This is a genomic window from Sulfuricella sp. (assembly GCA_041651995.1).
Taxonomy (GTDB): Bacteria; Pseudomonadota; Gammaproteobacteria; order Burkholderiales; family Sulfuricellaceae; genus Sulfurimicrobium.
The window spans coordinates 171,791-195,102 of sequence record JBAZID010000002.1 but is presented as its reverse complement, the minus strand read 5'-3'; the positions used below and the strand labels follow the sequence as shown (position 1 = coordinate 195,102).

Genomic DNA, 23,312 nt, shown 5'->3' with positions numbered 1-23,312 from the left:
TTCAAGCCAAATCAAGACTTGCAAGCAGCTTGCGAACTGGTGTTGGGATGGCTGCGGCCATGGCATCCTCGATGGTCAGCCACATCCCCGCCTGCTGACGCGCACGGGGCTGGATTCGCCTGACATTGAGAAGCAGGGGATGGATATGCAGGCGGAAATGGGTGAAAACGTGTTGCATGGCTGGCCTGGCCTCGGGGCTGTCAGTCTCGAAGCCGAAGCGCATGCCGGCAGGTTGCCGCGCATCTTCCGCCTCATCGCTTTCCGGGAAACTCCATAACCCGCCCCAGATCCCGGCTGGCGGACGCTTCTCCAGGAAAACCTCGCCCCGATGCATGAAAATCAGCATGGTGGCCGCTCTCTCGGGCAACGCCTTGCGCGGCCGCGGCTGGGGGAATTCCACCTGGCGCCCCTGCTGACTGGCGGCACAATCCCCGCTGACCGGGCAGCTTGCGCAATCCGGCTTGCTGCGCGTGCAGACGGTCGCGCCAAGATCCATCAAGGCCTGGGTATAGATTTCGATTCCAGTCTCGGGAAGCAGCGCTTCGGCATGGCGCCAGAGCAAGGCTTCCACCTTTTTCTCGCCCGAATGGCCCGCCACCACCAGATAACGCGCCAGCACCCGCTTCACGTTGCCGTCCAGAATCGCCCTGCGTTCACCGAATGCAAAAGCACTGATGGCCGCCGCGGTTGAACGGCCAATGCCCGGCAAGGCCAGAATCTGCCCGAACTCGCGCGGGAATTCGCCAAAGTGTTTTTCTGCCATGATCTGCGCCGCCCGGTGCAGATTGCGCGCCCGCGAGTAGTAGCCCAAGCCGCTCCAGCGGGCCAGCACCTCGTCCTCTTCGGCAGCGGCAAGAGTGGCGATATCCGGAAAGCAGCCCAGAAAGCGCTGGTAATAGGGAATGACGCTGGATACCTGGGTTTGCTGCAGCATGATTTCAGAGAGCCATACTGCATAGGGGTCTCGGTTGCCCTGCCACGGCAGGCCGTGGCGGCCATGCTGCTTGTGCCAGAGGATCAGGCGCTGGGCAAAAGCGGCGGCCACTTAGCGGAACAGGCCTTTCAGGCCTTCCTTCAGCTTGTCTTCCGCACGGCTTTTGATCTCCTGTTTGGCCGCCTCGCCCACCATTGCGTTGAAGTCCATGGCGAACTGCGGCGCCTTGAACGGCCCGCTGACCCGCACCGGCACCGTCACTCCCTTGAGCGCCGCCAGTTCGCGCCCGCCCTGCCCTTCCAGGGTTCCCACCACCGTGGCCCTGGCGAGGTAATTCAACCTTTCGGCGCCGAAATCGATGTCGCCATTGCCGGCCAGGCGCAGCAAGGGCGATTTGGCCGCGAGATCTTCATTATGCGCGACACCGCGCTGAATGCTGAAGCTGGCGGTCAGTTCCGAAAAATCGGTTTGTTCCTGCGCGCTGGCGGCCTGGACCTTTTCTCCCTTCATCGTCCCCAACCGGGATTTGGCCTCGCGCAGGGCCGCAGCGATATTGATCCCCTTCACCGCGCCGTCGCGCAGATTCAGCGCCGCCTTGCCCTGCATGGATTTTTTCATGGCGCTCACGGCATTGCCATTGGCGGCGACATCGATGTTCACGTTGCCCCGGCCTTCAAGCACATCCTTGTCGAGCGCGTCTTTCAGCAAGGGCCCGATGCTGACGCCGGCAATATTCTGCCTCACCGCCACGGCAGGCCCCGCCGCATTCAGCGACATGCTTCCGCTGGCCGTTCCCTGGTAGAGGCTGGCGGCCAGCGGGCTCACTACCAGCCTGCCATCACCCGCCCGGAACTCCAGCCGGATGTTGCTGGCCTTGACGTTATACAGCTTGAGGCTGCCGATTTTCACGCTGCCGCTGGCATTGAGCGTTTTCAGCGCGGAGAAATCCAGCGGCTTCTCTGACTGGGGCTCACTTTCTTTCGGTTTGGGCGGCAAATAACGATCCGCATCGAGCCGGTCCACGTCCACATCGATGCGAAAATGCGGGTTCGTAAAAGGGCTCGCGCCGAGATTCGCCTTGATGGTGCTCTCGTCAAGCCTGGAAACCAGCTTCAACGCCACATCCTGATGCCCGGCGTCCACTTCGGCGGAGCCGCTAATATCCAGCTTCATGCCGCCCCCGGGCATCTTCCCGCCATTTGCCGCCAAATTGGCCTTGATATCGGAAAGGGCAAAACGCTTGCTCTTGAAATCACCGCTGACCGGCGAGGACAGTTTGCCCTTGTACTCGCCACCCTCCTGAAATATGCTCAGGTCGATGTTCAGCATGTCCGCCCTGAATGACTTGCTGTCACCGGTCAGCGCGGGCAAATTCACCACCAGCCCCATTTCTCCCCGGACTTGCTTGACCTTGGCCACCAGATCGATTTTATCCGTTGCCATCCTGTCAGCAGCCCATTCGACCTTCGGTACCAACAGCCTGACATCGATATCGTCCGCCCCTTTTTTGCCAGCCACGGCCACGGCCAGATTTTCCGCCCGCATTACGCCCATGGCCTGATCAAAAGCCAGATCACCCTTGACCCCTGCAGCAAGACCGCTCAGGCCGGCGGCCTCGCCCGTCATTTCCAGATTCAGGCCGCGTAGCGAAAACCGCCTGGCATCGGTGTCGAAATTCAGTTCCGTCTGCATCTTTACGTCTGCCTTGATGTGTGGATTATCCCCCCGCAGGATAAAACCGAGCTCCGCCCGGGTCGGCCTCGCATTCGCCAGACGGCCTGTCTTCAGCTCGATCTGGCTCAGCGCAAACTGCCGCCCGCCCATTTCGTCCCTGAAGGTCAGTGCACTGTTGCCGATTTTCACACTATCTATATCGAACTTGAGCTGCTTGTCTTCCTCTTCCTTCTTCAGCAGATCGTCAAAATTGGTCGTGCCGTCCCTGAAACGCACCAGACTGGCACGCACCCCCTCCACCCGAACCTGCTCCACCACCAGTTCCTTCTTCAGCAAGGGCCACCAGGACAGATACAGGCGGGCGCTCTCGATAGCCGCAAACTCCTTGTCCGCTTGAAATTCGCTGATGGATGCGCGCCCCAGATCAAAGCCCAGCCTGGGGAAAAAGGCCAGTTTGATGTCGCCAGCCAGCGTCAGGGTGCGCTGCTTCTTGTCTTTCACCAGCTGGATGATCTGCGGCTTGTAGTCATTGGGGTTGACGAACAGCGCCACCGCCGCCAGTAGCAGCGCAAAAAGAAACGCCACGCCGGCGGCTGCCGCGAGGCCGTATTTGAGGTAGCGGTTCATGGATTGGCGCCCGAAACAAAGACAAATCGGACCATAACGCAGCCACCAGGCAAAGACAAGCGCCGGCCTCCCACCCCAGGCACGACCCACTCGCCAACCTAACAATCGACTTTCACTACTTTACGTATCCCCTTATTTCTAAAGCATATAAATTTTAGTTTATATTTTTCTCCTAAGCCTTTGTCGCGTAAGAGAAAAACCTGTTTTCCCCCTTGACCATGCCTGTTTTTTTATCTATAGTGGGCAAAAGTGGTGGACGGTGGGTTTTTGTGGGAGAACCTGGCTAAAACTACAGCGCAAAGGGGTGCCATGTTTCGCGGTGTTGCAACATTAAATCTGGACAGCAAGGGAAGATTGGCAGTGCCGTCCAGGCACCGCGATTTTCTCCTGTCCTATTGCGCCGGGCGCCTCATCATTACCGCCGATCCCAGCAAGTGTCTGCTGATCTACCCCCTTTCCGACTGGGAGCCGATCGAGAAGAAGCTCAACAGCCTGTCCAGTTTCAATCCCCAAACCCGTAGCCTGCAGCGCCTCCTGGTCGGCAATGCCAGCGATGTCGAGCTGGATAGCGCAGGACGCATCCTGGTGCCGCCCCCTTTGCGCCAATTCGCCAATCTGGAAAAGAGCGTGGTGCTGGTGGGCCAGGGCAACAAATTCGAATTGTGGGACGATGCCAGCTGGAACCAGCAGCTCGCTGATGCGCTGGTCTTCCGCGACGGCGGCATGCCGCCGGAACTGGAAGGTTTTTCGCTGTGAGCAAGCCCCTCTCCCCCGGCCCTCTCCCGCGAGCGGGCGAGGGAGACGCAGAATCGCTGCGCGTTCCTGAAATCAGGCGGCACATCACCGTACTGCTTGAGGAGGCGGTCGATGCGTTGCACATCCAGCCAGGCGGAATCTATATAGACGGCACCTTCGGTCGCGGCGGGCATAGCCGCCTGATCCTGGAAAGACTGGGCAAGGATGGCCGGCTGATCGCGCTGGATCGCGATCCGGCGGCAGTGGAAACGGCGCGGGCCATCACGGACCCGCGTTTTCATATCTGCCACAGCAGCTTCGCCGGCATGGAGCAGGCATTGCTGCCGCTGGGCATAAAAAAGGTGGATGGCATCCTGCTGGACCTGGGGGTTTCATCACCCCAGCTGGACGAAGGGGAGCGCGGCTTCAGTTTCCGTTTCGACGGTCCGCTGGACATGCGCATGGATACGAGCAAGGGGCAAACCGCGGCGGAATGGCTGGCGCAGGTGCCGGAAGATGAACTGAGGGAGGTCATCAAAAGCTATGGTGAAGAACGGTTTGCTAAACAGATTGCAAGAGCGGTTGTTGCGGCGCGAGCGGGAGGGCTTCTCGCTACTACACGACAACTTGCCCAGGTCGTGGCAACGGCGGTTCCCCGGCGCGAGCCAGGCCAGGATCCGGCGACGCGCACCTTTCAGGCTATACGGATTTTCCTCAATCAGGAACTTGAGGAATTATCGCTAGTGCTCCCTCAGTGCATGAATCTGCTCGCGCCTCACGGACGATTGGTGGTGATCAGCTTCCACTCGCTGGAAGACCGCATCGTCAAGCGCTTCATGCAGGGCGAAGTCAATCGCGACACCCTTCCTTCCCGCCTGCCCATACGTGCCAGCGAATTGCCGCAGCCACGCCTGCATCTGACGGGCAAGGCGCGGCGCCCGTCGGCTGCCGAAGTGAGCGCAAACCCGCGCAGCCGCAGTGCCGTCATGCGGGTAGCCGAGCGTAGCCTGGAGACATAATGGTCAAGCTCAACCTGTTGCTGATGATGATCGCAATCGCCTGTGCCATGGGGGTAGTCACTTCCCAGCACAAGGCGCGTACGCTGTTCGTCGATTTGCAGCAGGAACAGTCTCTGGCCAGACAGATGGAAGTGGAGTGGGGGCAACTGCAACTCGAGCAAAGCACCTGGGCCATGCACGCCCGAATCGAAAAAATTGCTTCCAGCCACCTCCAGATGCGCGTACCCGACCCTGCCAAAATTCAGGTCGTTCCGCTCCTGCCAGCAATACGCGGAGTGGCGCCATGAGCCTGTCTTCTTCCACGGCCCGGGTTCAGCTCCCGCTATGGCGGGCATGGGTGGTGGTCGCGCTCTTGCTGCTGTGGTTTGTAGCGCTGCTGGTGCGATCGCTCTACCTGCAAGTGCTGAATAACGATTTCCTGGTGCAGAAAGGCGATGCGCGCTACAGCCGGGTAATCGAAATCTCCGCGCATCGCGGCATGATTACTGACCGGCACGGTGAGCCACTGGCCATCAGTACGCCGGTCGAGTCGGTCTGGGCCAGCCCGCAGGATATCGAACTGAACGCGGAAAAAAAACAGCAGCTGGCGAAGTTGCTGGACATGAGCAAAAGCGAAATCGACAAGCGCCTTGCCAGCTCCAGCAAGGAATTTGCCTATCTCAAGCGCGGACTGCCGCCCGAGCTGGCGGCGAAGGTCATGGAGCTGGACATACCGGGGGTATTTCTGCAGCGCGGATATCGCCGCTACTATCCGGCTGGAGATGTGACCGCTCATATTCTCGGTTTTACCGGCGTGGACGACAACGGCCAGGAAGGCCTGGAGCTGACCTACCAGAAATGGCTGGCCGGCCAGGTTGGAAGCCGCCGCGTCATCAAGGATCGCCCGGGCCACATCATCGAGGATGTAAAAAGCATCAAGACGCCGCAGGAAGGGCGCAACCTGGCTTTAAGCGTCGACCGCAAGATCCAGTATCTGGCATTCCGCGAGCTCAAGGCGGCGATAGATCAGCACAAGGCCAAGGCGGGCGCCATCGTGGTGCTGGATGCCAAAACGGGAGAAATTCTGGCACTGGCAAACCTGCCTTCCTACAACCCCAACAACCGGGTCAAGCTGAATCGCAACAGCACCCGCAACCGCAGCATTACCGACATTTTCGAACCGGGTTCGACCATGAAGCCGGTCGCCATCGCGGCTGCAATGGAAGCGGGAAAATTCACCCCGGAAAGCCGCATCGAAACTTCTCCCGGGCATTTTTCCATTGGCTCGGCAACGATCCATGATGCACATCCGCAGGGCTTGATCAGCGTAGCCCAGGTGATCCAGAAATCAAGCAACGTCGGCGCGGCCAAGATTGCACTGACCCTTGAGCCGGAGTATCTGTGGGGCGTATTCAACCACATGGGCTTCGGCCAGTTGCCGCGCAGCGGCTTCCCCGGCGAAGCCACCGGCAAGGTGCGGCCTTTCAAGACCTGGCGCCCCATCGAGCAGGCCACCATGTCCTACGGTCATGGCATTTCCGTCAGCCTGCTGCAACTGGCACGGGCTTACACCGTATTCGCCAGCGACGGCGAACTGAAACCGCTGTCCATGCTCAAGCTCGACGAAATGCCGGCAGGCGAGCGCGTTCTGTCGCTGCACACGGCCCAGGCAGTCCGATCCATGCTGGAACTGGTCGTGCAGCCCGGCGGTACCGCGCCCAAGGCACGGGTTACCGGCTATCGCGCCGCGGGCAAAACCGGCACGGCACACAAGCAGGACGGCAATGGCTACGCCGCGGACAGATATGTTTCCTCCTTTGTCGGCTTCGCTCCGGTTTCAGACCCACGACTGATTATCGCCGTCATGATCGACGAGCCCAGCAATGGCCAGTATTACGGCGGCACGGTCGCTGCCCCGGTATTCAGCAACGTCATGGGCGGCGCGCTGCGCATGCTGTCCGTTCCGCTTGACGCCCCCACCACCAACACCCTGCTGCCGGATGACGCGCCGGAAGTGAAGGAGATGGTATGAGCGATCTGGTGAGGGGTGAGGAGTTAGGGGTGAGGAGTGGCGCGGCGCTTGATTTCATCGCCCAGGCAGGTGCGCAACGCCTGATTGCGGACAGCCGCCGCATTCAGCCCGGCGACGCCTTTGCCGCCTATCCGGGTGATGAAGCCGATGGGCGCGACTTTATTCCACAGGCCATTGCAGCCGGGGCGAATGCCGTGCTGTGGGACAGCGACGGCTTCAGCTGGAACGATGACTGGAAAGTGCCCGGTCTCGGCATTGCCGGGCTGCGCCAGGCCATCGGCGAAATCGCCTCGCGGGTCTGCGGCGATCCGTCGAAGCTTCTCTGGACCGTCGGCGTCACCGGCACCAACGGCAAAACCTCGTGCGCGCACTGGATCGCCCGCTGCCTGGCAGAAGCGGGCCGCAAAACCGCACTGATCGGCACGCTGGGCAACGGCTTCCCGAATGAGCTCTCCTCCACCGCCAACACCACGCCCGACGCGGTCACGCTGCACAACCTGCTCAGGCACTATCAGGAGCAGGGCGCCAGCGCGGTGGCGATGGAAGTTTCATCCCACGGCCTCCATCAGGGGCGCGTCAACGGCGTGCATTTCGATGTAGCGCTACTGACCAACCTGTCGCGCGACCACCTCGACTACCACGGCGACATGGCCAGCTACGCCGCCGCCAAGGCCACCCTGTTCGATTGGCCCGGGCTGGAATATGCGGTCCTCAACCTGGACGACCCCTTCGGCGTGGAACTGGCGGGGAAACTGGGATGCAGCGGCGTCAAAGTGGTGGGTTACGGCTTCGAGGGCGAAGCCAAGGGCTGCCACATGCGGATCAAGGGTCGTGCGCTCGGCATGGATGAAAACGGCTTGCGCTTCGAGGTAGCCACACCCTGGGGCAAAGCCGCCATCTCCAGCGCCATGCTGGGCCGCTTCAACGCCTCCAACCTGCTCGGCACGCTGGCCGTGCTGCTGGTCAGCGGCATCCCGCTTGAAGCGGCAGTCGCGGCGCTGGCCCAGGTCAAGGCCGTCGCCGGGCGCGTGCAGCAGCTTGGCGGGGCGGGCAAGCCGCTGGTGGTGGTGGATTACGCCCACACCCCGGATGCACTGGAAAAAGTGCTGCAAACCCTGCGTGAAATCAAGAGCGCCCAGGCCAGCCTGATCTGCGTCTTCGGCTGCGGCGGCAACCGCGACAAGGGCAAGCGCCCGCTCATGGGGGCGGCGGCTTCGCGCCTGGCGGACAGCGCCATCGTGACCAGCGACAACCCCCGCAACGAAGACCCGCGCACCATCCTGGCGGAGATTACCAGCGCCATGGAAGCCAACTTTCATATCGAGGAAGACCGTGCCGCCGCGATCGACCGCGCCATCCGCCAGGCCCGCCCCGGCGACATCGTGCTGATCGCGGGCAAGGGACATGAAGATTATCAGGAGATCAAGGGCGTGAAACTCCCCTTCAACGACGCAGAAGTCGCGCAACGCGCCTTGCATGAGTACCGCCCATGCTGAGTCTGAGCCAGACCGCCAGCGCCATCCAGGCCGCCACTCAGGGTGCGGATGTGAGCTTTACCAGCGTCACCACCGACAGCCGCGCCATTACTCCCGGCTGCCTGTTCGTCGCGCTCAGGGGCGAACGTTTCGATGGCCACGCATTTGTCGCCGAGGCCATCCGGCAGGGCGCGGCAGTCGCCATGGTCGACCAGGCCGCAGCCGGACAGCATCAGGCAGATTGGCAGGGCATGCCGCTGCTGATCGTGGCGGATACCCGTCTCGCCCTGGGGCAACTGGCCGCATTCTGGCGTGGCCGGCAGAGCATCAAACTGGTTGCCGTCACCGGCAGCAACGGCAAGACCACGGTCAAGGAAATGCTCGCCGCCATCCTGCGCGAAGCAGCCGGACAAGATGCCGTGCTGGCGACCGAGGGCAATTTCAACAACGACATCGGCATGCCCCTGACGCTGCTGAAGCTGCGCGCGCAGCACCGCTTCGCGGTGATCGAAATGGGCATGAACCACCCCGGCGAGATCGACTACCTGAGCAAAATCGCCCGCCCCGACGTGGCCGTCATCAACAACGCCGGTGCCGCCCATCTGGCCGGCCTCGGCGGCGTGGAAGAAGTGGCGCGCGCCAAGGGCGAGATTTTTGCGGGCCTGGCCAGCGACGGCGTGGCCGTGATCAATGCCGACGACGCTTTCGCGGCGCTGTGGAAGACACTGGCAAGCGGACATTCCAGCATCGAATTCGGCCTGGATCACCCCGCCCAGGTGAGCGCCACCTACCAGTCCGCTCCGCTGGGTAGCGAACTGAAGCTGCGCACGCCCGCGGGCGAATGCCAGATCAAGCTGCCGGTGCCGGGGCTGCACAACGTGCGCAACGCCCTCGCCGCAGCGGCGGCGGCCAGCGCGCTGGGCATGGACAACGCGGCGATTGCCGCCGGCCTGCAAAAATTTTCCGGCGTCAAGGGCCGGTTGCAGCACAAGCCAGGCCTGCACGGCGCAACCCTGATTGATGACAGCTACAACGCCAACCCGGCATCGGTCAAGGCAGCGATTGCGGTGCTTGCCGGCATGCCGGGCAAAAAAATCCTGGTGCTGGGCGACATGGGCGAACTCGGCCCCGATGCCGTCACGATGCATGGCGAAATCGGCGCAATAGCCAAACAGGCCGGGGTGGACATCCTGCTCTGCCACGGCGACATGTGCCGCGCGGCAGCGCAGGAATTCGGCGCCAACGCCTGGTTCTTCGAACGCATCGAGGAATTGCTGGCCGACCTGGAAAACCTGCTGGCGCCGGATGTGACGGTCCTGGTCAAGGGGTCCCGCTTCATGAAGATGGAACGGGTGGTTAGAAGCTTTGAAGTGAAGAGTGAAAAGTGAAGAGTGAAATGTACAAACCCGTTGTGAAGATAGCGAGGAGACAGCCGCCCCTGGCGCTTCACGCTTCACGCTTCACGCTTCACATTTCACCCCTCACGCTTCCGCAGGAGGCAACATGCTATTAGCTCTCGCCCAGTGGCTGGCACAGGACATCCGCGCTTTCAACGTATTCAACTACATCACCCTGCGCGCGGTGCTGGCGATCCTGACCGCGCTGCTGATTTCCTTCCTGGTCGGACCGGCCATGATCCGCAAACTGACCGCCTATAAAATCGGCCAGGCAGTACGCACCGACGGCCCGCAAACCCACCTGGTCAAAAGCGGCACACCCACCATGGGCGGCGCGCTGATCCTGGTGTCCATCAGCGTCGCCACCCTGCTGTGGGCCGACCTGAAAAACCATTACGTATGGGTGGCCCTGCTCACCACGCTGGGATTTGGCATCGTCGGCTGGGTCGACGACTACCGCAAGGTGGTGCACCGCAATCCCAAGGGCTTGTCTGCCAAATCCAAGATGTTCTGGCAGTCGCTCATCGGCGCCAGCGTCGCCGCCTATCTCGCCTACCGCGCCAATTTGCCGGTGCAGACCGAGCTGATCGTGCCCTTTTTCAAATCCGTCTCCATCCCGCTGGGCGCGGTGGGGTTCATGGTGCTGAGCTATTTCGTGATTGTTGGCGGCAGCAATGCGGTCAACCTCACCGACGGCCTGGACGGCCTGGCCATCCTGCCAACGGTCATGGTGGGTGGCGCGCTGGGCATCTTCGCCTATGTCGCCGGGCACTTCTATTTTGCCCGCTACCTTGGCGTCCCGCACATTCCCGGCGCTGGCGAACTGACCATCTTTTGTGCCGCGCTGGCGGGAGCGGGACTGGGCTTCCTGTGGTTCAACGCCTACCCCGCCGAGGTTTTCATGGGCGATGTCGGCGCGCTGTCGCTGGGCGCCGCGCTCGGCGTGGTGGCGGTAATCGTGCGCCAGGAAATCGTGTTTTTCATCATGGGCGGCGTGTTCGTGGTGGAAACCCTGTCGGTGATGATCCAGGTGGCCTCTTTCAAGCTCACCGGCAAGCGCGTGTTCCGAATGGCGCCACTGCATCACCACTATGAACTCAAGGGGTGGAAGGAAACCCAGGTGGTGGTGCGTTTCTGGATCATCACCATGATGCTGGTCCTGGTCGGTCTTTCGACGTTGAAATTGAGGTGAGGAGTGAGAGGTTAGGGGTGAGGAGCAGGTCGGTGGCGAAATTTTCCTGCGCCGCACTCATCACAAATTAAAGTATGAATATCAGAGATAAACACATACTTGTTCTCGGGCTTGGCGATACCGGCCTGTCCATGGTGCGCTTCCTGCTGCGCCACGGCGCACGTGTGAGCGTTGCCGACAGCCGCGAGGCGCCGCCTCACGCCACCCGTTTCCATGCCGAATTCCCCGGCGTGCCGCTGGTCACAGGCCCTTTCAGCGACACGCTGTTTGCCGGGATCGACCTGATCGCCATCAGCCCCGGCGTGCCGCTGGCCGACCCCAAGGTTGCCGCTGCTGTTGCGCGCGGCGTGCCGGTGGCCGGCGATGTGGAACTGTTTGCCCAGACACTCACGCCTCACCCCTCACGCCTCACCCCTCACGTTTTGGCCATCACCGGTTCCAACGGCAAGAGCACGGTCACTGAAATGACCGGCGCCATGTGCCGCGCCGCCGGCCTGAAGACCACGGTGGCCGGCAATATCGGCCTGCCGGTGCTGGATGCCCTGATTGAGGCGGAGCAGAACGGCATGCCCGGCGTCTTCGTGCTGGAGCTCTCCAGTTTCCAGCTGGAAACCACCGCCAGTCTCGATGCCTCGGCCGCCACCATGCTCAATATCAGCGAGGACCACCTCGACCGCTACACCGGCATGGATCACTACAGCGCTGCCAAAACCCGGGTATTTCACGGCACCGGCAGCCAGATCCTGAATCGCGACGATGCGCGCAGCATGGCCATGGCCCTGCCTGGGCGGAAAATCGAGACTTTCGGCCTCGATGCGCCCGTTAATGAATGTGACTGGGGCATCCTGAAACAGGACGGCCAGCAGTGGCTGGCTCAGGGCTCAAGGCGCTTGCTGCCTGTCAATGAATTGCCCCTGGCGGGACTGCACAATGCCGCCAATGCGCTGGCGGCGCTAGCCTTGTGCCGCGCTATCGGGCTGCCCTTCGAACCCCTGCTGGACGCGCTGCGCCATTTCAAGGGCCTGCCGCACCGGGTGGAAAAAGTGGCCGAGATCAGCGGCGTCACTTTCTACGACGACTCCAAGGGCACCAACGTCGGCGCGACCGTGGCGGCGCTGGCCGGCATGCCGTGCAAGGTGGTGCTGATCGCTGGCGGCGACGGCAAGGGGCAGGATTTCAGTCCGCTCGCCCCGGCCGTGGCCCGGCATGCCCGCGCCGTGGTGCTGATCGGGCGCGATGGCGCGAAGATCGGCGCCGTGCTGGAACACAGCGGCGTGCCATTGTTGCGCGCCGGCAACATGGAAGAAGCGGTGCAGTTCAGCCTGCAGCAGGCACAGGCAGGTGACGCAGTGCTGCTCTCCCCTGCCTGCGCCAGCTACGACATGTTCCGCAACTACATCCATCGCGCCGAAGCATTTATCAGCGCAGCACAGCAGCTGGCCAGGGAGGAGCAACGCTGATGTATATCCCTGCCACCGCACAATATGCCCGCTCCGAATACGACCAGCCCCTGCTGTGGTCGGGATTGCTGCTGCTCGCCTTCGGCCTGATCATGGTTTACTCCGCCTCCATCGCCAGCGCGGGCGCAAGCCGCATGACCGGATTCAATGAAAGCTATTTCCTGTTGCGCCAGAGCGTCTATCTGGCCGCTGGCCTGATCGCCGGCGTCATCTCCTTCCAGGTGCCGATGCGCGGCTGGCAGAAACTCTCCCCCTGGCTGTTCCTGGCCGGCATCACGCTGCTGGTGCTGGTCTTGATCCCCGGCATCGGGCGCGAAGTGAACGGCAGCCAGCGCTGGCTTTCCCTCGGCGTGGCCAACCTGCAACCCTCCGAATTCATGAAACTGATCGTGGTGATGTATGCGGCCGACTACACGGTACGCAAGGCCGCACTGATGGATAACTTCACCAAGGGCTTCATGCCCATGTTTCTGGTGATGTTGCTGATCGGCGGACTACTGTTGCGCGAACCGGATTTCGGCGCCTTCGCGGTGATCATTTCCATTGCCATGGGCATCCTGTTCCTGGGCGGGCTCAACTGGCGCCTATTCGCCGGCCTGATCGTGCTGCTGCTGATCGGCTTCCTGCTGCTGATCTGGACTTCGCCCTACCGCATGCAGCGCATCATCGGCTTCATGGACCCCTGGGCCGACCCTTTCGGCAAGGGTTATCAGCTCTCCCATGCGCTGATTGCCTTCGGGCGCGGGGAATGGCTGGGCGTGGGACTGGGCGCCAGTGTGGAAAAACTGCTGTATCTGCCCGAAGCCCACACCGACTTTCTGCTCGCCGTAATCGCCGAGGAGCTGGGCTTTGCCGGGGTTGCCGTAGTGGTGCTGAGTTTTGCCTGGATCACGATCCGCTCATTCCTCATTGGCCGCACCGCGGAGCGGCAGGAACGCCACTTTTCCGCCCTGGTCGCCCAGGGCATCGGCATCTGGCTGGCGGTGCAATCCATCATCAATATCGGCGTCAACATGGGCCTCTTGCCCACCAAGGGCCTGACCCTGCCCCTGCTGTCATTCGGCGGCAGCGGCATCGTCGCCAACTGCGTGGCGCTGGCCGTGCTGCTGCGCGTGGATTACGAAAACAGGCAGTTGATGAAGGGGTATGCAGTATGAACCACGCCTCCTCACCCCTCACCCCTCACCCCTCACGAACCTTAATGATCATGGCTGGCGGGACTGGCGGGCATGTCATGCCGGCACTCGCCGTCGCCGGCCAGCTGCGCAACGAGGGCTGGAAAGTGGTCTGGCTCGGCACCCGCAATGGCATGGAAGCCACGCTGGTACCAAAGCACGGTTACGAAATGGCGTGGATCAACTTCTCTGGCCTGCGCGGCAAAGGCTTGCTGCGCCCCATGTTGCTGCCGCTGCAACTGCTGCGGGCCTTCTACCAGAGCTTCAGGGCCATTATGACGCACCGCCCGGACGTGGTGCTGGGGATGGGTGGTTATCCGGCCTTTCCCGGCGGCATGATGGCCACCCTCATGGCAAAGCCGCTGGTGGTGCACGAACAGAACTCCATCGCCGGTCTCACCAACCGCGTGCTGGCCTGCCTCGCCGACAAGGTGCTGGTGGCCTTCCCCGGCGCATTCAAGGGCAAAAAGGACAAACCCCTGCCCTGCGGCAAGGTTGACACCGAGTGGTGCGGCAACCCGGTGCGGGCCGAGATTGGCGCCCTGGCCGAGCCCGACGCACGCCTTGCCGGACGTGAAGAGAATCTGCGGGTGCTGGTGGTAGGCGGCAGCCTCGGCGCCGCGGCACTGAACGAGGTGGTTCCCCAGGCCATGGCCATGATCCCCGTCGCGGGGCGGCCGCAAGTCGTTCACCAGTCTGGCGCAAAACACATCGAAGCACTTCAGGCCAATTATCAGGCGGCTGGTGTTGAAGCAGATTGCAGGCCCTTTATCGACGACATGGCCGGGCAATATGCCTGGGCCGACCTGGTGATCTGCCGTTCCGGCGCCCTGACCGTGGCGGAGCTCGCCGCTGTGGGCGTGGCCAGCGTACTGGTGCCCTATCCCCATGCGGTAGACGACCACCAGACCACCAACGCCCGCTTCCTGAGCGATAGCGGCGCGGCAGTACTGGTTCAGCAAATGGAACTCAGCGCGGAAAAACTCGCGGCGCTGCTGCAGGAACTCACCCACGACAAACTGACCGCCATGGCAAAAAAAGCACGCGCACTGGCCAAGCCGGACGCGACACGGCGGGTAGCCGAGATATGCAAGGAACTGGCGAAATGATGAAAACCATTAACCACGGAGAGCACGGAGAACACGGAACTATCGGGGATTTTCTCCGTGTTCTCCGTGCCCTCCGTGGTGAAAAAAGGTTTTGACACAATGAAACATAAAGTCAAGAACATCCACTTTGTAGGCATCGGCGGCTCCGGCATGAGCGGCATTGCTGAAGTGCTGCTGAATCAGGGCTTCAAGATCAGCGGCTCCGACCTTTCCGCCAACGCCACCACCCAGCGCCTGAAAAAGCTCGGCGCCAAGGTCTTCAAGGGCCATGCCGACGGCAATGTGGCCAACGCGGATGTCGTGGTCACCTCCACTGCGGTCAAGGAAGGCAATCCCGAAGTGGTCGCAGCACGCGAGCGCAACATCCCCATCGTGCCGCGCGCCATGATGCTGGCCGAACTGATGCGTTTCAAACAGGGCATTGCCGTTGCCGGCACCCACGGCAAGACCACCACCACGTCCCTTATCGCCAGCATCCTGGCCGAGGCAGGCATGGACCCGACCTTCGTCATCGGCGGCCGGCTGGAAGCCGCGGGCACCAATGCACGGCTGGGCACGGGTGATTTTCTGGTCGCGGAAGCGGACGAATCCGATGCTTCCTTCCTGTTGCTGACCCCGGTGCTGGCGGTGATCACCAACATCGACCAGGATCACATGGAAACCTACGGCCACGATTTCAATCGTCTCAAGCAGGCGTTCGTGGATTTCACCTCGCACCTGCCCTTCTACGGCATGGCCGTGGTATGCGTGGACGACCCGGTAGTACGCGAGATCATGCCGCGCATTACCAAGCCGGTGTGGACCTATGGCCTGTCCGAGGATGCCAAGGTGCGGGCCGTCAACGTGGAAGCCAGTCACGGGCAGATGAAGTTCACCGTGCTGCGCGTCAACGGCAAGACCACCAGACTCGACATCACCCTCAACCTGCCCGGCATGCATTACGTGCTGAATGCGCTGGCGGCGATCGCCATCGCCAGCGAAGTGGGCGCCTCCGATGCCGCCATCGTCAAGGCGCTGGCCGAATTCAAGGGTGTCGGCCGGCGCTTCGAGCGCTATGGCGAAATCAGTCTGCCGGAAGGCGGTCGTTTTACTTTAATTGACGACTACGGCCACCACCCGGTGGAAATGGCTGCCACCGTGGCAGCCGCGCGCGGCGCCTTTCCGGACCGGCGGCTGGTGCTGGCATACCAACCACACCGCTATACCCGCACCCGCGATTTGTTCGAGGATTTTGTCAAGGTGCTGTCCAGCGTCGATGCGCTGGTCCTGACCGAAGTCTATCCCGCTGGCGAAGCGCCCATCGTGGCGGCCGACGGGCGCGCCCTGGCACGCTCGGTGCGGGTGGCGGGCAAGGTGGAACCCATTTTCGTGGAAAACGTCAACGAACTGCCGGAAGCCGTTCTGGCCATGGTGCAGGATGGCGACGTGGTGCTGGTGATGGGCGCGGGTTCCATCGGCCAGGTGGCGGCAAAACTGGCGCTGGGTAAAGGCTAATGGATATGACGCAAGCTCATCTGCACGCACCCTTGCGCGGCACATTGAAGCTCGATGAGCCGATGCCGGCTCACGTGAGCTGGCGCGCGGGCGGACGGGCAGAGCGCTGCTACACCCCGGCGGACCTGCAGGATCTGGCGGCTTTCCTCTCCACCTGCACGGGCCCGCTGCACTTCGTCGGCCTGGGCAGCAACCTGCTGGTGCGCGACGGCGGGCTCAAGGGCACGGTCATCCTGCTGCACGGCGCGCTGAACCAGATCAGCGCAACGCCTGAGGGACTGGTGTATGCCGAAGCCGGGGTCAGCAGCCCGAAAGTGGCCAGCTTCGCGGCGCAAAAGAATCTTGAAGGCGCCGAATTCCTGTCCGGCATCCCCGGCACGGTAGGCGGCGCCCTGGCCATGAATGCCGGCTGTTACGGCAGGGAAACCTGGCAATGCGTGGAGCGGGTGCTCACCATCGACGCCAGCGGCACCTTGCGCGAGCGTCTGCCGCAGGATTTCCAGATTGGCTACCGGCATGTTGCGCTGGCCGTGAGGGGTGAGGGGTTAGGGGTGAGGGGAGACGTTTCTTCGCCTCACCCCTCATATACGACCTTTCACGCGACAAGTCGCGTAGAAAGTCGGAATCCCGCGCAGGCGGGACCCCTCACCCCTCACCCAGAAGAATGGTTCGCCGCTGCCTGGTTCCGCTTCACCCCGGGCAACGGCAAGGCAGCCAAAGAGAAGGCCAGGGAATGGCTGGCGAAGCGCATGGCCACGCAGCCGCTGGCCTTGCCCAATGCCGGGTCGGTATTCCGCAACCCGCCGGGCGATCACGCGGCACGCCTGATCGAAGCCAGCGGCCTGAAAGGACTGACCATCGGCGGCGCGCAGGTATCGGAAAAGCACGCCAATTTCATCGTCAACCTGGGCAATGCGACGGCAGCGGACATCGAAAACCTGATTGAAGAGGTGCAAGCACGGGTCAAGAAAGTTCACGGAATAGAACTGATTACCGAAGTAAGGATAATTGGTGAAAGGCAAAATAATGCTGGATAACATTACCCCTCACCCCTCACCCCTCACCCCTCACGCCTTCGGCAAAGTAGCAGTGCTGTTCGGCGGCAGGTCCGCTGAGCGCGAGGTGTCGCTCAAGAGCGGCGCGGCGGTGCTCAGGGCCCTGCGTGCCAGCGGCGTGGATGCCCACCCCTTCGACCCGGCCGAACGCGATTTGCACGAGCTGAAAAGCGGCGGCTTCAACCGCGCCTTCATCGCCCTGCACGGGCGTTACGGCGAGGACGGCACGGTGCAGGGCGCGCTGGAGCTGATGAACATCCCCTATACCGGCAGCGGCGTGCTGGCTTCCGCGCTGGCCATGGACAAGTGGCGCACCAAGCTGGTGTGGCGCGCCGCCGGGCTGCCCATCCCGGCTTTCGAGCTGCTCACGGCACAAACGGATTTCGAGGCGGTAGCCAGGCAGCTGGGCCTGCCGCTGTTCGTCAAGCCAGCCAACGAAGGCTCCAGCGTCGGCATCAGCAAGGTCAAGCACGCCTCCGGACTGCGCGAGGCCTATGAGCTGGCCGCCCAGTACGACCCGCTGGTGATCGCCGAGCAGTTCGTCGGCGGCGGCGAATATACCGCGGCCATGCTGGGCGGGATTGCCCTGCCGGTGATCAAGATCGAGCCGGCCACCGAATTCTACGATTATGAAGCCAAGTATTTCCGCGACGACACGCGCTATCTCTGCCCCTGCGGATTGCCCGCAGCACAGGAAGAGGAAATGCAGCGCCTGGCGCAACAGGGGTTCGCCGTCATCGGCGGCGCCGGCTGGGGACGGGTGGACTTCCTCATGGACGAAGCGGGCAAGCCCTATCTGCTCGAAGCCAATACCTCGCCGGGCATGACCGATCACAGCCTGGTGCCGATGGCGGCAAGGCAGGCGGGGATTTCCTTCGAGCAGCTGGTGCTGAAGGTACTGGAGCTGTCGCATGTGGGATAAACCGGCCCTGATGCTGTGGCTGGCCAACCTGCTGTACGCGGTGGCAGCGATTCTGTTGCTGTACGCGGTGCTGTTTCTGGTGGTTCACCTGCCGCTGTTTCCGCTGCGCGAGGTGAAAGTGAATGGCGAATTGGAGCATGTGACGCATGAACAGGTTCAGTTCATCGTGACCCGGGCGCTGAAGGGCAACTTCTTCACCCTGGACCTGAACAAGACCCGGCGCACTTTCGAGAAACTGCCCTGGGTGCGCAACGTGAATGTGCGGCGGCGCTGGCCTGACAAGCTCGAAGTGACACTGGAAGAACATGAAGTGCTGGCACGCTGGAACAACACGGCGCTGGTCAACGCTCAGGGAGAAATTTTTCAGGCTGCTTCGGACCAGCAATTGCCGGTTTTCAGCGGCCCTGCCGATAGTGTGCAGGAAGTCGCCAGGCAGTATCTGTTTTTCAGGCAGCAACTGGCGATAACCGGGCGTCATCCGGTGACGGTCAGCCTGTCGCCGCGCCGCGCCTGGCAGATCAGGCTGGATGATGGCCTGGTGGTGGAACTGGGGCGCGAGCACGTGGCGCAAAGAATGGAAAAATTCGTCAAGGTTTACGACCGCTCCCTGGGCCGCCTGGGCCAGTTGCGAAAAGCGGTCGATTACGTGGATCTGCGCTACCCCAATGGTTTTGCGGTGCGTATGGATGCCACGGCAACACACAAACCAGCGGGGGCGTAAGGGGAAAATAATGAGCAGGATCAAGGAACAAAAAACATTGATCGTCGGGCTGGATATCGGCACTTCGAAGATCGTCGCCATGGTGGCTGAAATTCGTCCCGACGGACGGATGGAAGTGATCGGCATCGGTCATCATCCCTCGCGCGGACTGAAGAAAGGCGTGGTGGTCAATATCGAGTCTACCGTCAATGCCATTCAGCGCGCCCTCGAGGAAGCGGAACTGATGGCCGACTGCAAGATCGTCGATGTGTATACCGGCATCGCGGGCAGTCACATCAGGAGCTTCAACTCGCACGGCATGGTGGCGATCAAGGACAAGGAAGTGTCGCAGATGGACGTGGACCGGGTGATCGAGACCGCCAAGGCGGTGAACATCCCGACCGACCAGCAGATCCTCCACATCCTGACCCAGGAATTCATCATCGATGGCCAGGAAGACGTGCGCGAACCGCTGGGCATGAGCGGTATCCGGCTGGAGGTCAAGGTGCACATCGTCACCGGCGCGGTTTCGGCGGCGCAGAACATCATCAAGTGCATCAAGCGCTGCGGACTGGAAGTGCGCGATCTGATCCTGCAACCGCTGGCGTCCAGCATGGCGGTGCTGTCCGAGGATGAAAAAGATCTCGGCGTCTGCCTGATCGACATCGGCGGCGGCACCACCGACATCGCCGTGTTCACCGATGGCGCGATCCGCCACACCGCGGTGATCCCCATCGCCGGCGACCAGATCACCAACGACATCGCCATGGCCCTGCGCACGCCCACCAAGGAAGCGGAGGACATCAAGCGCACCCATGGCTGCGCCCTGCGCCAGCTGGCCGATGCCAACCAGATGGTGGAAGTGCCCGGCGTGGGCGAGCGCGAAACGCGCCAGCTGTCGCGCCAGACGCTGGCCGAAGTGATCGAGCCGCGCGTGGAGGAGCTTTACTCACTGGTGCAGGCGGAGCTGCGCCGCAGCGGATTCGAGGACCTGATGTCTTCGGGCATCGTCATCACCGGCGGCAGTTCAGCCATGCAGGGCATGGTGGAGCTGGGCGAGGAAGTGTTCCACATGCCGGTGCGCCTGGGCGTGCCCAACTACAGCGGAGGGCTGGCGGAAGTAGTGCGCAACCCGCGCTTCGCCACCGGTCTGGGCCTCTTGATGTCGGCGCAGGAACAGCACCAGCGCCACCAGATCGCCAACATGGGAAACACCTCGCTACAACAGATTTTTGAAAAAATGAAGAGCTGGTTTCAAGGCAATTTTTAGCAGGGCCGTCATTGCGAGCGTAGCGAAGCAATCCCGAATTTTCAGATTGCTTCGTCACGGTGTTCCTCGCAATGACAGTAAGGGAATTTATTTTTGGGTTTGGTTTGAGTTCTGGAAGAACGGCAATTTAAAAGGAGGAACAAAATGTTCGAAATCATGGAAGCACCAATGCAGGATGCAGTTATCAAGGTGATCGGCGTGGGCGGCTGCGGCGGTAACGCAGTTGACCACATGATCGTGAGTGGACTGGAAGGGGTGGAATTCATCTGCGCCAATACCGATGCCCAGGCGCTCAAGCGCAGCCAGGCCAGAATCCAGCTTCAACTGGGCGCGCACATCACCAAGGGTCTGGGCGCCGGCGCAAACCCGGAAGTGGGCCGCGCCTCGGCGGAAGAAGACCGCGAGCGCATCGCTGAAATGATCCAGGGCGCCAACATGCTCTTCATTACCGCCGGCATGGGCGGCGGCACCGGCACCGGCGCTGCGCCTATCGTCGCCGAAGTGGCCAAGGAACTGGGAATTCTGACCGTGGCCGTGGTCACCAAGCCGTTTGCTTTCGAAGGCAAGCGCGCCAAGGTAGCCCAGCTCGGCATGGAAACCCTGGCAAAGCACGTCGACTCCCTTATCGTGGTGCCCAACGACAAGCTGATGCAGGTGCTGGGCGAAGACGTCAGCTTCCAGGACGCCTTCAAGGCCGCCAATGACGTATTGCATGGCGCGGTTTCAGGCATCGCGGAAGTGATCAACTGCCCCGGCCTGGTCAACGTGGACTTTGCCGACGTCAAAACCGTGATGTCGGAAAACGGCATGGCGATGATGGGTTCGGCTTCCGCCGCCGGCGTGGACCGTGCCCGCCTGGCAGCGGAACGCGCCGTCGCCAGCCCCTTGCTGGAAGACATCGACCTCGCCGGCGCACGCGGCATCCTGGTCAACATCACCGCCAGCATGTCCCTCAAGATGAAGGAATATTACGAGGTGATGGAAACCATCAAGGAATTCACCGCGGAAGACGCCACCGTCATCGTCGGCACCGTCATCGATGAAAATATGGGCGACACCCTGCGCGTCACCATGGTTGCCACCGGTCTCGGCGGAGCGATTACCCGTCAGCAGAACAAGCCGCAACTGGTGGTCCGCAACGGGACGGACAATGCCCCCATGAGCGTGAATTACGATGAGCTTGAGCAACCAGCCGTCATGCGCCGCCGTGAACGCGGCGCCCAGCTTGAAGCCATGAAAGCCTCCGGTGTCGATTTCCTCGACATCCCGGCTTTCCTGCGCAAACAGGCTGACTAAGCAGAACTCCTGACGTTCCTCCAGAACGGGAAACCGGCCGCCAGGCCGGTTTCCTCCTTTCTGCTTTTCTGGCTAAATCCCCCTTCTAGCCGTTATCATTGCAACCCATGTCCTACCCCAACAATATTATTCTCATCGGCCTCATGGGCGCAGGCAAGACCACCGTGGGCAGAATGCTGGCCAAGCATTTCGGCATGCGCTTCATCGACTCCGATCACGAGATCGAGCGCCGTACCGGGGTCAAGATCCCGCTGATCTTCGAACTGGAAGGCGAGGAAGGATTTCGCAACCGCGAAACCGCCGTGCTTTCCCAGCTGTGCAGGATGGACAATGTCGTGCTCGCCACCGGCGGGGGCGCGGTATTGCGCGAGGAAAACCGCAAACACCTCAAACGCAGCGGCACGGTCATCTATCTGCGCGCGCAAGTGCGCGACCTGTATCACCGCACCCGGCACGACAAGAATCGCCCCCTGCTGCAAACCGCCGACCCCCAGGCGAAGCTGCGTGAACTGTTTGGCCAGCGCGACCCGGTTTACCGGCAGCTGGCCGATATCATCATGGACACGGGCGACCAGAATATTCATGGGCTGGTACGCCGTCTGACTCAGAAACTCACCGATGGACAAGCTCCAGACATGCAAACCCTGACCGTTGATTTAGGCGCACGTTCCTACCCCATCCACATCGGCGCAGGCCTGCTTCGGCAGGCACAGCTGATCCTGCCGCACCTGGCGCAGAAGCGCGTGGCGATTGTCACCAATACCACGGTGGCGCCGCTATATCTGGACCAGCTGACCTCCACGCTAACCGGCGAGGGCGTCAACGTACTGCCGATCATCCTGCCGGATGGCGAAGCCTACAAGAATAGCGAAACCCTGAACCAGATCTACAGCGCCCTGCTGGAAAACCGCTGCGAGCGCAAAACCACGCTGATCGCGCTGGGCGGCGGAGTGATCGGCGATCTTACCGGCTATGCGGCCGCCACCTTCCTGCGCGGGGTGCCCTTCATCCAGATACCCACCACGCTGCTGGCCCAGGTGGATTCGTCGGTGGGCGGCAAGACCGGCATCAACCACCCGCTCGGCAAGAACATGATCGGCGCCTTTTACCAGCCGCAAGTGGTGCTCGCCGACACCTCCACGCTCGACACCCTGCCAGCACGGGAACTGGCGGCAGGCCTGGCCGAGGTGATCAAATACGGCCTGATTCGCGACCTGCCGTTTTTCGAATGGCTGGAACAGAACATGGACCGGCTGCTGGCCCGTGACAAGGATGCCCTGGCGTATGCCATCCGCCGTTCGTGCGAGAACAAGGCCGAAATCGTGGCCGCGGACGAACGCGAAGGCGGCGTGCGCGCCCTGCTCAATCTCGGCCACACCTTCGGCCACGCCATCGAGGCCGGCATGGGTTATGGCAACTGGCTGCATGGCGAAGCGGTGGCCGGTGGAACGGTGCTGGCAGCCGATCTGTCACATCGCATGGGGTGGATCAGCGCGCAGGATCTGGAACGTACCCGGCACCTTTTTCAGCGCGCCGGGTTGCCGGACCATGCGCCTGACCTTGGAGTGGAGGCCTATCTCGACTTCATGGGACTGGACAAGAAAGTGGAAGACGGAAAAATCCGCTTCGTCCTGCTGAAATCCATCGGCGCAGCGCTGGTCACGGCTGATGTCACAGCCGACAAGCTGGCACAGGCGCTGACGGGCTTTGTGCGCCCGGCCAAACTTCACAAGGAGGCTGACGGGACAGAAAATCCCTAGCGAGGGC

General features: G+C 61.9%; 19 protein-coding genes and 1 pseudogene. 18 read left to right on the top strand and 2 right to left on the bottom strand.

The annotated features are described in order from the left end of the window. Position 1: 1 nt before the first annotated feature. Together mutY and WC392_05650 are read right to left on the bottom strand one after the other, a co-directional pair. Positions 2 to 1,045, bottom strand: a complete 1,044-nt coding sequence (gene mutY, locus WC392_05655) for an A/G-specific adenine glycosylase (GenBank protein ID MFA5241849.1) — start codon at positions 1,043 to 1,045, stop codon at positions 2 to 4. Beyond that, positions 1,046 to 3,235 carry an AsmA family protein gene (locus WC392_05650; GenBank protein MFA5241848.1) on the bottom strand — a complete coding sequence of 730 codons (2,190 nt, stop codon included), beginning with the start codon at positions 3,233 to 3,235 and terminating at the stop codon, positions 1,046 to 1,048. It lies immediately after the preceding gene. A 309-nt stretch (positions 3,236 to 3,544) separates the two neighbouring features. Here WC392_05650 and mraZ point away from each other — a divergent pair, with 309 nt between their 5' ends. The 18 genes and pseudogenes from mraZ to aroB all read left to right on the top strand — a co-directional run bounded on the left by mraZ (position 3,545) and on the right by aroB (position 23,305). After that, the gene (mraZ, locus tag WC392_05645) at positions 3,545 to 3,991 is read left to right on the top strand and encodes a division/cell wall cluster transcriptional repressor MraZ (protein MFA5241847.1); all 447 of its coding nucleotides are present in this window, start codon (positions 3,545 to 3,547) and stop codon (positions 3,989 to 3,991) included. 56 nt (positions 3,992 to 4,047) lie between these two features. After that, positions 4,048 to 4,989, top strand: coding sequence for a 16S rRNA (cytosine(1402)-N(4))-methyltransferase RsmH (gene rsmH / locus WC392_05640; GenBank protein MFA5241846.1), 942 nt, complete (start codon positions 4,048 to 4,050; stop codon positions 4,987 to 4,989). Continuing rightward, positions 4,989 to 5,276 carry a cell division protein FtsL gene (ftsL, locus tag WC392_05635; protein MFA5241845.1) on the top strand — a complete coding sequence of 96 codons (288 nt, stop codon included), beginning with the start codon at positions 4,989 to 4,991 and terminating at the stop codon, positions 5,274 to 5,276. Before rsmH ends, ftsL begins: the two co-directional genes overlap by 1 nt. Continuing rightward, positions 5,273 to 7,000 carry a penicillin-binding protein 2 gene (locus WC392_05630; GenBank protein ID MFA5241844.1) on the top strand — a complete coding sequence of 576 codons (1,728 nt, stop codon included), beginning with the start codon at positions 5,273 to 5,275 and terminating at the stop codon, positions 6,998 to 7,000. The genes ftsL and WC392_05630 overlap by 4 nt, the downstream gene beginning before the upstream one ends. Then, complete coding sequence (locus WC392_05625) at positions 6,997 to 8,496, top strand: UDP-N-acetylmuramoyl-L-alanyl-D-glutamate--2,6-diaminopimelate ligase (GenBank protein ID MFA5241843.1); 1,500 nt, start codon at positions 6,997 to 6,999, stop codon at positions 8,494 to 8,496. The genes WC392_05630 and WC392_05625 overlap by 4 nt, the downstream gene beginning before the upstream one ends. Continuing rightward, positions 8,490 to 9,863, top strand: coding sequence for a UDP-N-acetylmuramoyl-tripeptide--D-alanyl-D-alanine ligase (gene murF / locus WC392_05620; protein MFA5241842.1), 1,374 nt, complete (start codon positions 8,490 to 8,492; stop codon positions 9,861 to 9,863). Before WC392_05625 ends, murF begins: the two co-directional genes overlap by 7 nt. Positions 9,864 to 9,978: 115 nt before the next feature. Further along, positions 9,979 to 11,064 carry a phospho-N-acetylmuramoyl-pentapeptide-transferase gene (gene mraY, locus WC392_05615; protein MFA5241841.1) on the top strand — a complete coding sequence of 362 codons (1,086 nt, stop codon included), beginning with the start codon at positions 9,979 to 9,981 and terminating at the stop codon, positions 11,062 to 11,064. Positions 11,065 to 11,138: 74 nt separating this feature from the next. Beyond that, positions 11,139 to 12,524, top strand: a complete 1,386-nt coding sequence (murD, locus tag WC392_05610; GenBank protein ID MFA5241840.1) for a UDP-N-acetylmuramoyl-L-alanine--D-glutamate ligase — start codon at positions 11,139 to 11,141, stop codon at positions 12,522 to 12,524. Then, positions 12,524 to 13,681, top strand: coding sequence for a putative lipid II flippase FtsW (gene ftsW, locus WC392_05605; GenBank protein MFA5241839.1), 1,158 nt, complete (start codon positions 12,524 to 12,526; stop codon positions 13,679 to 13,681). The genes murD and ftsW overlap by 1 nt, the downstream gene beginning before the upstream one ends. Further along, positions 13,678 to 14,808 (top strand): undecaprenyldiphospho-muramoylpentapeptide beta-N-acetylglucosaminyltransferase, encoded by a 1,131-nt coding sequence (murG, locus tag WC392_05600; protein ID MFA5241838.1) that lies wholly within the window; start codon positions 13,678 to 13,680, stop codon positions 14,806 to 14,808. The genes ftsW and murG overlap by 4 nt, the downstream gene beginning before the upstream one ends. A 99-nt stretch (positions 14,809 to 14,907) precedes the next feature. After that, complete coding sequence (murC, locus tag WC392_05595) at positions 14,908 to 16,302, top strand: UDP-N-acetylmuramate--L-alanine ligase (protein MFA5241837.1); 1,395 nt, start codon at positions 14,908 to 14,910, stop codon at positions 16,300 to 16,302. After that, a complete protein-coding gene (murB, locus tag WC392_05590; protein MFA5241836.1) occupies positions 16,302 to 17,339 on the top strand; it encodes a UDP-N-acetylmuramate dehydrogenase in 1,038 nt (345 codons plus the stop codon). Before murC ends, murB begins: the two co-directional genes overlap by 1 nt. Further along, positions 17,329 to 18,279, top strand: coding sequence for a D-alanine--D-alanine ligase (locus WC392_05585; GenBank protein MFA5241835.1), 951 nt, complete (start codon positions 17,329 to 17,331; stop codon positions 18,277 to 18,279). The genes murB and WC392_05585 overlap by 11 nt, the downstream gene beginning before the upstream one ends. After that, positions 18,269 to 19,000 (top strand): cell division protein FtsQ/DivIB, encoded by a 732-nt coding sequence (locus WC392_05580; protein ID MFA5241834.1) that lies wholly within the window; start codon positions 18,269 to 18,271, stop codon positions 18,998 to 19,000. The genes WC392_05585 and WC392_05580 overlap by 11 nt, the downstream gene beginning before the upstream one ends. Before the next feature lie 10 nt (positions 19,001 to 19,010). Further along, the gene (gene ftsA, locus WC392_05575) at positions 19,011 to 20,249 is read left to right on the top strand and encodes a cell division protein FtsA (protein ID MFA5241833.1); all 1,239 of its coding nucleotides are present in this window, start codon (positions 19,011 to 19,013) and stop codon (positions 20,247 to 20,249) included. A 144-nt stretch (positions 20,250 to 20,393) separates the two neighbouring features. Continuing rightward, positions 20,394 to 21,545 (top strand): cell division protein FtsZ, encoded by a 1,152-nt coding sequence (ftsZ, locus tag WC392_05570; protein MFA5241832.1) that lies wholly within the window; start codon positions 20,394 to 20,396, stop codon positions 21,543 to 21,545. Positions 21,546 to 21,652: 107 nt separating this feature from the next. Continuing rightward, positions 21,653 to 22,147 (top strand): annotated as a pseudogene (locus tag WC392_05565) (shikimate kinase). Positions 22,148 to 22,180: 33 nt separating this feature from the next. Then, complete coding sequence (gene aroB / locus WC392_05560) at positions 22,181 to 23,305, top strand: 3-dehydroquinate synthase (GenBank protein ID MFA5241831.1); 1,125 nt, start codon at positions 22,181 to 22,183, stop codon at positions 23,303 to 23,305. Positions 23,306 to 23,312: the final 7 nt, after the last annotated feature.